Consider the following 13,868-nt stretch of genomic DNA (forward strand, 5'->3'; position numbering starts at 1 on the left):
TGTGCTTTTTAACTTATCAACTTAGCACTAAAATGCTTAATATATAGAGGCGAAAACAACCAAAATATCATTTTCCTTTCAGTGGTGCAGCGTAATCTCATCATTGAAGAGTGCGACGCAACGGCTGCCACATTAAAATCCATCCGCCCGGCTCCAAAAAAAGCGCTTTACCCGGGGCACAAAAGCCTTCTGTAGCAATTAGAATAAATGATTGCTCACCTTCACCCTGGTAAGTTGACGTACCAATTATCACAGCATTTTAAAACACTTGCTACAAAGCAAATGAACTTGTTGTTTTTGTCCTGCTTTTAGTCGTTATTGTACTACTGATCTTGCCACTTACTCCTTATATGATATGAAATTCTACCAGCTCTGCCTGTTCGCACTTGCCACTCTTTTTTTCAATTCCATTCCACAACAAACCCACGCACTTGGTGGAAATGTAAATTCACATGATCCTTCAACCCTGATCAAAGAGGGTAACACCTATTGGCAATTCACTACCGGGGATGGGATCTATGCTGCCTATTCAAACAACCTTTTCAGTTGGACAGCGGGTACGAAAACAGTATTCCCAAGAAACACCTGGCCAGCCTGGATCAACAATTATGTTCCGGCGTTCGCGGGTAATTTCTGGGCCCCAGATGTCATCTACATGAATGGCAAGTATTATATCTATTATTCCTGTTCCACCTTTGGTTCTTCTACTTCGGTGATAGGGGTTGCTACCTGTTCTACCCTGGACCAAAATTCGCCGAATTATGTATGGGCAGATGAAGGCATGGTTGTTTCTTCATCCGCCAGCTCGAATGTAAACGCTATTGATCCCCACATTTTTAAGGATAGTGATGGCCGGGTTTACCTGAGCTATGGCTCTTTTTCTGACGGGTTGGGGGTAGTTGAATTGGATGCAGAATCAGGAAAAGTAAAAACCGGCGCAACCCTATTCAGGGTAGCCGGCGGCAGCGGGTCTGCATGGGAAGCGCCTGCCATCATAAAGGAAGGAAACTATTACTACCTGTTTGCAAACAGGGCAAGTTGTTGCAACGGCGCAAACAGCACTTATTACCTCGTTGTGGGCCGTTCAACAAGCCCCACCGGCCCTTACTTAGATAAGAACGGGATTAACCTGCGTGGCAACAGCAGCACAGGTGGTGGCACAAGCGTACTCACCAGCAGTGGACGGTATATCGGACCGGGCCATTTCGGCCTGTTAAAAGATAATGGCCGGAACATCGTCTCCATGCATTACTACGACGGAAATCAAAATGGTAACGCCAAACTCGATCTTGCAGAACTTAAATTTACTGCTGATGGTTGGCCACTGATCACCAGGGACCTGCTACCGGCTGGCAGGTATAAAATATCGAGTAAGCTTAGCGCATTGGTTTGGGAGGCGCAAGGCTGCACCGGTACTGCCGGGCAACCACTCGTGCAAAATACATGGACCAACGATCTTTGCCAGCAATGGGACCTGACCCCGGTTGGCGATGGTTATTATAAAATCAGCAATGCCGTAGGTAACCAATCGATCGACGTTCCCTCGTGTAACTCCGCTAATGGTACCCGGCTTCAAACATGGACCTGGTTAGACAATAACTGCCAGAAGATGAAGATTGAACAAATGGCAAACGGTTCTTACGTTTTTACTAGCCTGGCAAACTTTACAGCCGCCAGGGTGGTTGAGGTTCCGAATGCTACCCATAGCCCAAATACCCAGTTGGCACTACAAAACTTCAACGCGGGATTGGGTCAGCAATGGGACCTGGAGCTTTTAAATGTTCCGCAGGCATTAACCGCAACAACACTTACCGATACAAGCTTTGTCGCACGATGGAACACCATACCTGGCGTTGGCAACTTTTTCTTAGATGTTTCAACTACCCCGGGCTTTACCAGTAATTCGCTTACCACAATTGCCGGGTGGAATTTTGAAAATGGATCAAATGTTTCGAATAGCGGTACCGCAGAAAATATTGGTAAGCCAATAACGGCCAGCGGTACTTCAACAAGTGTTTATGCTGCCCCGGGCAATGGTGGATCAACCGCACAGGCAACTGGCTGGGATGCGGGCAACGGGATTAAGTACTGGGAGGTAAACTTTAGTACGTTGAAGTATTATAATTTAAAAGTGTCGTCGAAACAGCGGAGCAACAGTACAGGTCCGCGGCACTTTAAACTGCAATACAAGATCGGCAGCAATGGCACGTATACCGATATTCCGGGTGGGTATATTTCTACATTTGATAATTACACTTTTGGAAGTTTAACATCGGTCGTATTACCAGTAGCATGCGAAAATCAACCCAATGTGTTCTTACGCTGGTTGATGAATACGAATACGAGTGTTGGTAACAGTACAGTGGCTGCAACCGGTCAGTCACACATCGACGACATCATGATAAACGGTAACGAGGGAAGCTTTGTAGACGGGTATGAGGGTTTTGCACTAACGGATACCAGTACTGTTGTAAAACCGATAACCCCAGGTATAACTTACTATTATCGCGTCCGCTCTGCTTACCAGGATTTTGTTTCCGCTTACTCCAATGTTGTTATGGTTACTCCGAATATTGCATTACCCGTAACCTTCACTTCCATTAAAGCATACAAAACGAATAACGATATACAAGTGGAGTGGAGCGTTTCTAATGAAATAAACATAGCCCATTATGAACTTGAAAAGTCGTTAGACGGGCAAAACTTTTTGGTTGCAACCACACAAAAGCCAGGAAACGGTTCGCGAACAACGAATTATAGATGGACAGATTTTAATGCGTCGAATGGTATTCATTATTACCGGGTAAGGGCAGTTGAACAATCGAACAGGCTCAAGCTAACCCCGGTGGTGAAAGTGAACATTAACGACCTAAAAAGTGGTATTGCGGTATATCCTAACCCCATAGCCGGCCGCGCACTTACCATCAGGTTTACAAATAAACCAAGGGGCGGTTATGAGGTATCGCTTGTCAATGGCTCAGGCCAGCGGATACAAACAGAAAAGCTTCAACATGATGGCCGTACTGCAATCTATAACCTGGACTTGCCAGCGACTGTACCGGCCGGAGTATATCAACTTGTAATTACCAGGGGTACTACGAGCAGCGCTGAAACCATTATTCTTAATAAGTAAAAGACCTTGGTTTTATTTTCCTTCGAGGTGTCGACGTCTTGCTGGTATAGGCGTCGACTTAGTTCCCTGAAGAACGACTGTAAATACAATCTGAACCCCGTCGGTGGCCTTATCAGCGTGTGAACAGCACAGTGGATACGCTTCGGCCTTCCTCCACCGGCCTTATGAAATTGGCCCGCGGGGTTAAGACATGTGAGCAACAGGCCCTGGACATCATCAGACTGACACGACACTACGCGTCCTGAGGTCTTTACCGCAGTTCGAGAATTTTAGCTGCCCAGTCGGTAGCTGCAGGATTTTTTCCATCGGGAAATTGGGGTGTCTTGAAAGTTCCTTTACCATCCGCCCTGGTGGTAGTCGTTTGCAACCACTGGCCGGTCCTCGGGTCATACCATTTGAAACTGTACGTGCTATTTGGTTTAAACCCGCTGATCTCGGGTAACACCGCCTTGTTCTCAAAGTAGATGAGGGCGAAATCCCGCTCCGGTGTACACATCATCAGCGACCACCCGTCCAGGCCGCGAACAGAACTGTTTTCGGCTTTTTGCGGAAGAAGGTGTTGGTGGTAGGGCTGCAGGTTTTGGTACCGGGCGCCTTCTGATAGTACAAAAGCTTTCAAATGTTGCATCTGCGCACCGGACTTGTAGCGCAACGCGTCCCATATGTGTGGACGCGCCCCGGCCGGCTCACCTGTACTGGTAATATCGTAAGCAGCCGTGCCATGTACATGGCCCGACAATCCACCAGAAAGCACAGAGCCATACATTTGCGCCCGGGCGAAATAGTTGTCGCGATCGGAGTTGGCTGGCGGGGTCTCGCCTCCCGGCTTGTTGATCTCGTGGTTCCAGCCGGTATAATACGGTTCAAAATTGATGGCCGGGTATGCTGGCTTCAGGTTGAACAACGAGTCCATCGGACCATAAAAACCATTGTCGCGGGGTTTATTGCCGACGCTGTGCATGTTTAGCCAAGGCACCGCCTCACCATGGCCAAAGGTGATGTAAGTAGAATGATCAATCAGGCTGGTGTGCATTTGTCCGAATGGCGGTGGACCATAAGTTTTCAGGTGATAAGTCAGCGCGTCATTAAACTGCTTTGCCGTCAGGCTAAACTCCTTTGGTATCCAATCGAGGTGAATGCCACTGAACACGAAGTTTTGTGCGCCATAGCGGGAGATGATGTATTGTACATAGCGCGCAAAGCTCTCGTTGAATTTAAAGTAAGCGTTCCATGATGGCCCCGCATCCCTGCGTACGGTTTCCAGCAGGGGCACAAAACCCTGTGCACTCATGTATTCCATCTTTTTGTCCAGGCTCCTGAAATAGGCCGGGTTGATCCGGTCGAAATCAGAAAGGCCCTTCCGTTTTTCGGAAAGCGCAAAAGGTAGATTTCCGGACTCATCGCGCATATTTTTGGCCGTAAAGGAGCCCCAATAACTTAGGCCGCCTGAGGCGTCGGTGCCCTGCCCTTTGCTGACGTCGTAGCCAAATTTTTCCCAGGCATTGCGCAGGAATATGCCGTTCTCATCGGGATAGGTGCTTGGATTTAAATCGGCCTCCCAGTTGGGAAAGGAGGAAATCATGCTCACCGAGTTAAACCCCTGGTTTTTGCGGTATTGGACAGCATCTTCAAACCCAATACCGGGACCGGGCACGTAACCGGCTGAGGTGGTGGCATTGCGAAACGGTAGCCGCCAGGTGCTGCCAGCCAGCCAGGTGTCGCCAACCATAAAATATGGGCTGCCATCCGCGTATTGTAATGCATGCCCGTTGGGGGTAGCATGCACAAAGCCCCGGCGGTTCGGGTTTTCCAGCTTTTCTTTGTCTGTCCAGGCAATCGCGGTAAATTCCCCGGTTTGGTTATTAAGGCCTTTATCATCACGATGGTTCGATCCGCTGCTCCAGGTCCACCTCCCGGGTTTAGTGGCTACAAGCCGCACCTTAAACGTATCGCCGCCATCCCAGAACGCGTAAATCCGTTTGCCAAATTGGGGTCCCGTAAGTTCTACCCAGCACGACACCTCTTCGTAATGATTTTTATACCTGTTGGCTGCTTTGAAGGTGAGTTCTTTCATCTCCCATACATGCAGCGGGCTAGACGGTTGCTGCGCTTTTAACTGCAGGCAACCTAAGTGTAAAAAGAGGATCCAAAAAAGAAGAGGCAGCAACCGTTTGTTGTTCATAAGAAAATTATTGCGCATGAAATGTAACGAGAATAATGATGCCTATCATCAGTCCCCATCTGAAAACGATTGCAGTTTTTCCAGGGGTTTAGGCATTGGATAGTGTTAACGGCTATTTTTACAGAATGCCTTAGTCGCTCGTCATCGCACACATCCCTTAATGGAGACCCCGGGACGACGAAGATTCGCAAAACAGAAATAAAAAGTAAATGCTGAAGCCACAGTAGTACTAAAATTTAATCAGGGAACAAAGAAAGGAATGGGCTGTTTCATTCCTTTCTTGAATTTTCTTTGCCCGCCTGTACCGAATGGTACATTCGGGCGGGGTTACTTTCTTTGCATTAAGGCAAATGCGAAGCATTGGCAACATGTCGAATAAATTTTAGCGTTGCCGAACTTCGTTTCATCGAGACCATTGAAAAACCTTGTTCCGAGATAAAGAAAGTGACAACGACAGCACTTAAAGGTGTTTAATATCTATATCGGTTCCATATAGCGCGAAAGACAATGGCCTTAAATTACCAATTTTGACTCCTGTCTTTGACGCAGGTTGGGTAGTAAGTAAAAGTTTCTGTCCTACTTTGCGTAACGCCTACTTTTGTTTCTCCTAATGATCCTTGCATGAATTACTTTAAATCTTGTCTACCCGTTCTCCTGTTGCTGCTTATTACACCTACCGTGGGTGATGCCCAGTTTTTAGATGAGTTTGATAAGCAGGAAGTGGATAAAGCTTGGCAGCCCTTTACTGGTGACGGAACACCTACACTGAAAGTGATCCAGAGGGACGGCTATGCCACTATGCATGTAGATGGGTCTACCGACAAGCACAATGTGTACTGGACGTTTATCAAACGAAACATTGCTACTGATGTAGACATGAAACGGCTGAAAGATCCGGATTATGAATTGCGGGTAGAGGCAAAGGTGCGTATTCATAATGCCCCACGAAGGGTGAATTTTATGGTGAACACCCAACGAACAAAGGACTACCACATCGACCTGCTGGAGTTTGATTTGCCGGACACTAACTGGCATGTCATCAGTATGACAACCAACAAGATAGATGCGGTTCCGGGTGATCAGTTGAATGTACAATTCTGTGTAACGGATTTTGGACCGCGGCAATACGAAGTTGACCTCGACTACTATAAGGCCGATATCGTTAATGTAAAAACCGCTGGCCCGGATAAAGGTCCCGCGGTACCTTATCATCCCACGATGCCTGCTACCAGCACTTTTTCGAACCATCTTGACGTTACCCATGATGCCCTGGTCAATTCCGATTTCCCGGGATTAAATTTAAACGACTGGCGGGTGAAGGAAAAAGATGGTGAAGCAAGAATATTAAGTCTTAATGCTAACCAATGGGCGGTGTTAAGGTGGGACTTCGGAAAGCTTAAAAACGCAAAGGCTGAAGGAGCCGGTGTATTTGAATTTACCACCTATTCGGCCGCGTCGGGTGGCAACTATGCGCAGGCATATGAACCGGGTTTAGCCGAGGAGTTTCCAAGGGTGCGGGTCATTGAAATCCTGGGTGGCGACCCCATCTGGGAACAAGGCAAAGTGACCTACAACACCCTGATGCAGGGCAAAGACTATCACCTGGTCTTTAATGAGCAGATGATTTTTGATACCAAAATGGAGGAGGCTCCGGGCAGCAAAAATAATATCACCATTTCGAAACACGTATTACAGCGCCTGTTGGATGGTACGACAAATGGCTTGCTCATTCGTCCCTTAGGCGCTATTGATGCCTCGTTTTATGCCTCGGAAGACAAGCGTAACCGGGGACCAAAACTGCACTTTAATGTAAAGCGGTAAATGGGTATGGGGTATTGGGGAGGAAGTTGATAGGTTGATTAGTTGATCAGTTGATAGGTTGAGTTTCGTCCTGCCGGGGTGTCCTGGTACCATGACCGATGATTTCCTGCACCACACGCCAACTCTCTGGTAAATGGTATGACTTTCTGTTACTGTACGAGAACTTGGCTCTAGGCCCCGATCTTATCCCGCTCAATAAATCCTAAACTGGCAAGGAATATGGACAGCAAACTTTTAAATCATTTTACCCGGTTTAGGCCTTTGTCAATCGAAGAAGTTGAGGCTATAGATGAAACCATGCGCTACCAGGAATATGGCAAAGGAACAATTCTACTTAAAGAAGCCTAGGTTTCCAGTGAAACCTATTTTGTTTTATCCGGCATCGTTCGACAGTACTACCTGCTCGACGGGGTGGAGAAAACCAGCGACTTTTTTTCTGACGAACAATGGGTGGTATCCTTAAATCACATCAATCTAAATTATCCCTCGCCTTATTATTTTGAATGTTGCACGGATTGTTCCTTATTAGTTGGCAACAGTCAGAAAGGAGAAGCTTTATATAAACGATTTCCAAATCTGGAAACAATCTCAAGAAAACTAATGGAAAAGGTGTTTATAGAACAGCAGGAAAAAATAGAAGCTTTTACCATTAACACCCCGACACTTCGGTATCAAAACTTATTAAAATCAAGACCTGATTTATTTCAGAGGATACCACAATATCAGATGCAAGTTACATTGGTGTTACACCGGAGTCACTTAGCAGGATCAGTAAAAGAATGTCTAAGCAACATTAAACATTGATCCTCCTGCCATTTGTCGAACTTTTTAATATTTACCCCTTTAATCAGTAGCCATAAAACCATTAGCACTTCTCCGGGCAAGGTATATTCACTCAGGATTACAGGTGTACCAGGAATTAGAAAAAACACCAGGAAGTCAACCAGGTATCCCAGGCAAGTAACAATTAACAAAATGCCGATGACCTTTGGTATATACGTTAATTTAATAACTAAATACCCCATGGGTAGTAATCAAAGTCCAAAGAATATTCCGGCAACCTGGAGACCATATTGGTGTAAATCTAAGGAGATCGAAACCATGGCAGAAATTTGACCGGATGTAAATGAAGGTGATAATTGGGGGTACTTCAATAATAGTAAAACTGCAACATTATTCAGTTTGTTGACCATAGTAATAGGCGCTACCATTAAAGTGAAAAGGACTATCCATTTTGCATGGCGCTTATCAACGGGTTTGAGTACACGGTAAATGTATACTGCGGCGGCGATGGTTACCAGCGCACAAAGCATAGCACTGACTGTACTCAAACGGAATATAAACTCATTGGCTAAAATGTTCGACACGGTTTTTTCAGCATCTCCGGCAACGACCAGCGTTTTCGGAATATAGACAATCCCAAAAACTCCGAGTGGAATTTGGAGCAGGTAAATAAATCCTGCTGTTCTTGCTGTTGTTTTAATAGAAGGTATTTTGTTCATTTAATTATCTTTTGAGAAACTGGTGATCCTGTTCGATGACGAAACTACTTCGCTCTTTTCCTGATCTCGTTGACTTCGGGTAAGAAATTATGTTATTGCGCAAACGAGGGAGCCAGCTCTCTGTATTGTTTCGGAGAAGAACCAGGGCGCCCAACAATCACCCAGACAGGTCTGGCATTTGGAAAATTTGTCCTGCTGGGAATTGCTTTTACAACCCTATCAAGCGCGAGGGAAACCACGGGTTTTATTTCTAATAAGCAAAGGAAAGCTGATAGAAAACCGGAGGAGGATACTAACTGCCAATAGTGTATCAATGCCTTTTGATTAAGCTTGTGCACAGCTCTATTATCTAGGTATAGCTATTTTATTCAAAGAGTGCGACCGTCCGATAAATGGTGGGCATTGCGCAACGATGCTAAACGGCATGTAGTTTTGCCAGGCACCCAAAAACCATTAACAAAAAGACATTGTTTAGTGTATTGGTAAAATCCGGCTCTTAAAAACCATAAACCAAGATTTATAAAAATTCCGGTTGAAACTTGCGTCTTTTTTGAACAACTACCGTTTATATAATTAAAGGGCTTAGAATGGAAGATAAAGTAAGGGAAATCTGGGAGCGTTTTGATAAGCAGCTTAAGGGATATATCTGCACAAAGATGAACAACAACAATGAATGCCTGGACGTGTTGCAGGATGTTTACTTAAAGATCATTAAGAATATTGACCGGATAAGCGCCGTTGAAGATATGCCTTCCTATCTTAACCGGCTGGCCTCTAATGCGGTTGCGGACCATTACCGTCAGATATCCAGAAAACCGGTGCTAAGTTCCGGCGACGTAAACAACCTGGTCATAATAGATGAGGTAAGGGAAGAGGAGGAAGTGGTTAAGAACTGCTGCCTGCAATGTTTAGAACCTGGCATCGATACACTTCCGGAGAAATATAAAGCAGCTTTTATGCTGAGCGAAATCGAAGGCATACCACAACGAGAGGTGGCTGAAAAACTTGGAATAACGCTTTCAGGGGCAAAATCGAGGGTGCAAAGAGCAAGAGAAAAACTGAGGGAAGAAGTGCTCAAATGCTGCTCCAAACAGTCTCCTGAAAACGATGCTCGTTTAACTTAAGCAACACTAAAAATTTAAATACAAGAAAATGGCTTTAGAATTCACGGACGCAAATTTCCAGTCCAACGTGCTGGAAAGCGACAAGTTATCAGTGGTAGATTTTTGGGCAGAATGGTGTGGTCCATGCCGGGCAATTGGACCTGTAATTGACGACCTTTCCAAACAGTACGAAGGAAAAGTGAATGTGGGTAAGTTAAACCTTGACTACAACCCGGAGGTTAGCATCAAATACGGGGTTACGTCTATCCCGGCAATCCTGTTTATAAAAAACGGACAGGTGGTCGACAAACTCATGGGCGCACAGCCAAAGGCAAATTTTGTAAAGAAGATAGAAGCACATCTATGAGTGCTGGCGGACAACCGTAGGATGGCAGGAAAAGTGGAACCGACTCATGCATCCCTTAAGCAAGTTTGAAGGACTCTGCACTCCGTCATGCCGGGGTCTTATATACAGTCTTTTGTATACCCAGCGATCCCGGCACGCCTGTCTCCCTTGTAGACCTGGAGCCCCTTTTACAGCCCTTTGTACAGCGTAGAGCCCTGGCATTCCAGCCCATAGAAATCAGCGATGCCCAACATAAAATGATGCAGATAGGGAGCCCCGGAAAGGTGGTGCGCTCCGACCAAGCGTTTACATCCCTGGTGGATCTAGTGAACCTGGTTGATATATTGATTTATTCCCCACTTTTCAGGAAACAAATAACGGATATGCGCTTTGGGCTTGTCGAACTTCTGCTTGATCCTGGTGTTTCCAACCAGTAGTTCAGGCATCTTAACCCTCAGGTATTTGTCGGTTTCACAAAAGCAATTTTGCAGGTCTATAAGTTGTGGAGGTCGCCCGAACAGGTTTCTAAAATCCGTAAACCCGTACCGTTGTTGATATCCATCAAAATTGTCCTGGGTGTATCTGATACAGTCCTCGAATGAAGAGGATCCCATATCATAAAAACACTTTTTTATACCCCGGATTGCACCAATCCCGGCTTTTACAAACGAGTTTTCGCTGAAGTTGATAACTGAAGAATAGTTAAAGTCAATCGCATATTGGTACGCCAGGAATGGGCCGATGAAAGAACACTGCAGGAGGATATGGTATACTTCTTCCAATGATTTTGACAGAACAATTCTTTCGAACCCCCTTCCGAGCAACAGTTCATGCTCTACCATTCGTAGCCATTTTTCATGCTTGCGTCGATAAATGTTGTAACTACTGTGAGAACCTGTCATCATGTAGGCAGGACTAAAAATGGCGACTTCTTTTATCCGCTCGTCTAATAAGCCGGTGATCAGGTCAACATTGAAGGTTTTGGTGCTTATTTCTCCAAGCTTGCTTTCAAGGTATTGCCAGGTATTAATGTTATTAAAGATCTTAAAGACGATAATCCTAAGCAGGTTATCCACATCAGAAAACTGCCGTTCTTTGCTGGCAATCACGTGTTGGATCAGGTATTGGCTAACCCGGTCCAATGCGCGATAAACATTGGTGAACTTATAGCTGGCAAGAATAGGATCAGTGGTCAGATTGCTTTCTGAACCCTCGTATCTTCTCCAGAAGATGTTCATTCTTTCCTGTATAAAGTAGAAGTAGTATCGATAGGTTTCATCTCTAAGTTTCATAGCGCATTGGTTCATGAATTCGACGATCTTCATTTACTACCATCTCCAATCGATCAAGCCGGGCAGACCTTCATGCAAACAAAATAAAGCCCACTCCCACTAACGCGGTCAGGTTCCTGCAGGTAATGCTCGGAACGCATTTGCAGGTTGTTTTCACCTTTCCTGATTATTTTAGAGGTGCAAGTAAGGCGTTAAACGTGATCCTCAGCGTGCCTGGCGGTAAGTTGGCACAAAGTTTCGTAATTTTCACGTTTATAAAACACCTACAACTCCTAAGGATAGAGCAAGATTTAAACAGTGTATGAACAGAACATCCCTCGCTGACATCGTACCCATTGTACAGGTTGATGATGAAGAGCAGTTAATTGAAGCAGTTAGTATATTGAAGCATTGCCAGGTGATTGCACTTGATACTGAGTTTGATAATATGCGGACAAAATATGGAATGAACCTCGAACTCATTCAAATATTTGATGGAGACAAAGTATACCTGATAAGAGTATGTTTAATCAAGCATATTACCGTACTCAAAACAATTATCGAGGATAGTAATATTATAAAATTAGTATACTCCGCGAGCGAAGATATCCAGGCTCTGAAGAGCTGCGGATTATCCCTTCAGGGTTTATATGACCTGCAAGTGGCATCGAAACTGGCGGGATTTGAGTCAGGTTCTTTTATAAAGATCATTAAAGAATTAATTGGCGTAACATTAACCAAGGATGAACAAAAATCCAATTGGCGTGCAAAAAAGTTAAGTGATAAGCAGATGGCGTACGCTGCTAATGATGTGATTTATAATTTCAAACTCTATACCATTATAAAAAAGGTAATTTATGCGGATCAAAAAGAAGAAATTTTAAATGAAAAGAATACAGCCATTGAAAAAACACCACCCAACAAATTAGCACCTAAATTAAAACCAAAGTACAGAGACCTTAATATAGCGACGAACGGTAAGTTCTTCAAGCTTTTAGAACTAAGAGATCAACTGGCAAAGAAGAGGAACGTTCCTCCATACTATATTTTTGATGAGGATCTAGTTGCAGAGCTTGCAAGGTCCGGCGACACTTTTGAATGTATTTCTTCTTTTAGGAACTGCCCTGGAACTTACAAAAGCGATTCACAGGAAAAAAGCTTCATCAATCGCGAGATAAAAAATATCTTAACGAGCTGAAATTTCAGCTCGTTTTTGCTGCCTAGAAATGTTGTTCATACTTCAAAACACCTGCAAAGTACTACTCACGAAACCTTACCCTCTGTTTGCAGGTCATCCCTATTGGCTAAGCCTTAGGTGCATCCTACAGATAAGATCTGAATAACTTGTGATGTTTAAAAGTTATAATCATCATCCACGAAAGTGCGTACATATTACTCGTAAACGACGTCTCATTGGCAACAGCACCAACAGCAGTAGATGCTGAATTTATGAACGACTTACGTCGATATCATAGATGTCCTTGAGCATCCCGGCTACTTTGCCTTCCGGGTTTAATGGCTTCACCTTATTCATTTTTACTTTACGATAGGTGATTGACCACCGTCTGTCCCGATGTTGAACATTGCCGTCGATCACGTCTTTTTTCCTGGGCGGTATGGCGTGTTTCCATTTATAGCGAACCTCATCCTGCATGACATATAAGGAACGTCGCGGAACCTCGATATCTACCACCTCCGTACCTTTAAGAAACCGCATAATACAACCACTGCCGAGGTTGATACCACAGATCTGGTTATCATAGTAATTCCTGTCTTTATGCGGCCTGATGCCTTGTCCCGGTTGATATTCATTGATGATAACCTGGTCGGGTTGAACAACCACTATCTGGCGCTCTACGATCTGCGCTGAAAGTTGTTGAATGAGTGGCGGCATCGGAACAGGATAGGCCACCAAATCGTACGGTTTTTCGAGTTCATTTCTGTAACCGTAGTATTGCAGTCTTCTGTCATAGTCAACAACCCATTTCTGACCATCTATTTCGGCCATTAATGCTGCTTCCATTTCTTCAGTTATAAAATCCCTGTGCAGTATAAATCCAGGTACTGTTGCTTCCATATGTTAATGATTGATCATTTGTAAAACGAAAGTGCCCAAGAAAGGTTCAGATAGTAAAATCATTCCAGCTTCCGGATGATGTTGGAGCCAAGATCTGCGGAGGCCTGAAATAGGTAAGGAATATTAAGCCCTGGACATTAACAGGCGAGACGGCAGCAAGGCGCATTTAGGGAGATCTTTCCGACCAGAGCCCGGATGCGCTACCCAATTAGCTATCTGCTTACCGATCAGCATCCGGGCTCCTCTAATGCCATTGTTCCTGATTTGTTCGGCCCGTGCTTTACGCCAGCAAGTTTTGTGGTTGCTGTTGTGCGTGCGCGGTCGTTCAGCAAACGAATTGCCTGTGTAAACAATATAATTTCAAATTGGTGGGCCAGGGAGGATACCGTTATTCTGGGGAGTCAGACTAATAATTTAACTGAGTCGCCAAGAC

Annotated in this window: 9 protein-coding genes and 1 pseudogene; 6 read left to right on the top strand and 4 right to left on the bottom strand. The window is 44.9% G+C overall.

All coding sequences use genetic code 11. From position 1 onward, the window contains the following. Window positions 1-355: 355 nt before the first annotated feature. A complete protein-coding gene (locus EXU57_RS09730) occupies window positions 356-3,133 on the top strand; it encodes a family 43 glycosylhydrolase (protein ID WP_133268014.1) in 2,778 nt (925 codons plus the stop codon). Window positions 3,134-3,383: 250 nt separating this feature from the next. On the opposite strand, the gene EXU57_RS09735 is transcribed toward EXU57_RS09730, so the two are convergent. Continuing rightward, window positions 3,384-5,315: a DUF5060 domain-containing protein gene (locus EXU57_RS09735; RefSeq protein WP_207955448.1), complete on the bottom strand. Its 1,932-nt coding sequence runs from the start codon at window positions 5,313-5,315 to the stop codon at window positions 3,384-3,386. A gap of 621 nt (window positions 5,316-5,936) precedes the next feature. On the opposite strand from EXU57_RS09735, the gene EXU57_RS09740 reads away from it, so the two are divergent. Both EXU57_RS09740 and EXU57_RS25760 read left to right on the top strand, forming a co-directional pair. Then, entirely contained in the window at window positions 5,937-7,136 is a 1,200-nt protein-coding gene (locus EXU57_RS09740) for a hypothetical protein (RefSeq protein ID WP_133268016.1), read from the top strand. Between the two features lie 219 nt (window positions 7,137-7,355). Continuing rightward, window positions 7,356-7,484 (top strand): hypothetical protein, encoded by a 129-nt coding sequence (locus tag EXU57_RS25760; RefSeq protein WP_262708550.1) that lies wholly within the window; start codon window positions 7,356-7,358, stop codon window positions 7,482-7,484. A gap of 407 nt (window positions 7,485-7,891) precedes the next feature. Here the strand turns inward: EXU57_RS25760 and EXU57_RS25590 are convergent. Further along, a pseudogene (locus EXU57_RS25590) lies at window positions 7,892-8,638 on the bottom strand (DUF4386 domain-containing protein). A gap of 587 nt (window positions 8,639-9,225) precedes the next feature. Here EXU57_RS25590 and EXU57_RS09755 point away from each other — a divergent pair. Continuing rightward, a complete protein-coding gene (locus EXU57_RS09755; protein ID WP_133268019.1) occupies window positions 9,226-9,762 on the top strand; it encodes a sigma-70 family RNA polymerase sigma factor in 537 nt (178 codons plus the stop codon). A gap of 28 nt (window positions 9,763-9,790) precedes the next feature. Continuing rightward, the gene (trxA, locus tag EXU57_RS09760; protein ID WP_133268020.1) at window positions 9,791-10,108 is read left to right on the top strand and encodes a thioredoxin; all 318 of its coding nucleotides are present in this window, start codon (window positions 9,791-9,793) and stop codon (window positions 10,106-10,108) included. Window positions 10,109-10,410: 302 nt separating this feature from the next. Here the strand turns inward: trxA and EXU57_RS09765 are convergent, their stop codons facing one another. Beyond that, window positions 10,411-11,379, bottom strand: coding sequence for a nucleotide kinase domain-containing protein (locus EXU57_RS09765; RefSeq protein ID WP_133268021.1), 969 nt, complete (start codon window positions 11,377-11,379; stop codon window positions 10,411-10,413). A gap of 301 nt (window positions 11,380-11,680) precedes the next feature. Between EXU57_RS09765 and EXU57_RS09770 the strand changes: the two genes are divergently transcribed. Further along, window positions 11,681-12,556, top strand: coding sequence for an HRDC domain-containing protein (locus EXU57_RS09770; RefSeq protein ID WP_133268022.1), 876 nt, complete (start codon window positions 11,681-11,683; stop codon window positions 12,554-12,556). 249 nt (window positions 12,557-12,805) lie between these two features. On the opposite strand, the gene EXU57_RS09775 is transcribed toward EXU57_RS09770, so the two are convergent. After that, window positions 12,806-13,435 carry an alpha-ketoglutarate-dependent dioxygenase AlkB gene (locus tag EXU57_RS09775; protein ID WP_133268023.1) on the bottom strand — a complete coding sequence of 210 codons (630 nt, stop codon included), beginning with the start codon at window positions 13,433-13,435 and terminating at the stop codon, window positions 12,806-12,808. Between the last annotated feature and the right edge of the window lie 433 nt (window positions 13,436-13,868).

Origin of the sequence: Segetibacter sp. 3557_3 (genome assembly GCF_004354985.1) — a bacterium.
Lineage (GTDB): Bacteria > Bacteroidota > Bacteroidia > Chitinophagales > Chitinophagaceae > Segetibacter.

Bases quoted from the DNA above. Each gene is read 5' to 3' on its own strand.
- EXU57_RS09730 (WP_133268014.1), top strand. From the start codon at position 356: ATGAAATTCTACCAGCTCTGCCTGTTCGCACTTGCCACTCTTTTTTTC.
- EXU57_RS09735 (WP_207955448.1), bottom strand. From the start codon at position 5,315: ATGAACAACAAACGGTTGCTGCCTCTTCTTTTTTGGATCCTCTTTTTA.
- EXU57_RS09740 (WP_133268016.1), top strand. From the start codon at position 5,937: ATGAATTACTTTAAATCTTGTCTACCCGTTCTCCTGTTGCTGCTTATT.
- EXU57_RS25760 (WP_262708550.1), top strand. From the start codon at position 7,356: ATGGACAGCAAACTTTTAAATCATTTTACCCGGTTTAGGCCTTTGTCA.
- EXU57_RS09755 (WP_133268019.1), top strand. From the start codon at position 9,226: ATGGAAGATAAAGTAAGGGAAATCTGGGAGCGTTTTGATAAGCAGCTT.
- trxA (WP_133268020.1), top strand. From the start codon at position 9,791: ATGGCTTTAGAATTCACGGACGCAAATTTCCAGTCCAACGTGCTGGAA.
- EXU57_RS09765 (WP_133268021.1), bottom strand. From the start codon at position 11,379: ATGAAACTTAGAGATGAAACCTATCGATACTACTTCTACTTTATACAG.
- EXU57_RS09770 (WP_133268022.1), top strand. From the start codon at position 11,681: ATGAACAGAACATCCCTCGCTGACATCGTACCCATTGTACAGGTTGAT.
- EXU57_RS09775 (WP_133268023.1), bottom strand. From the start codon at position 13,435: ATGGAAGCAACAGTACCTGGATTTATACTGCACAGGGATTTTATAACT.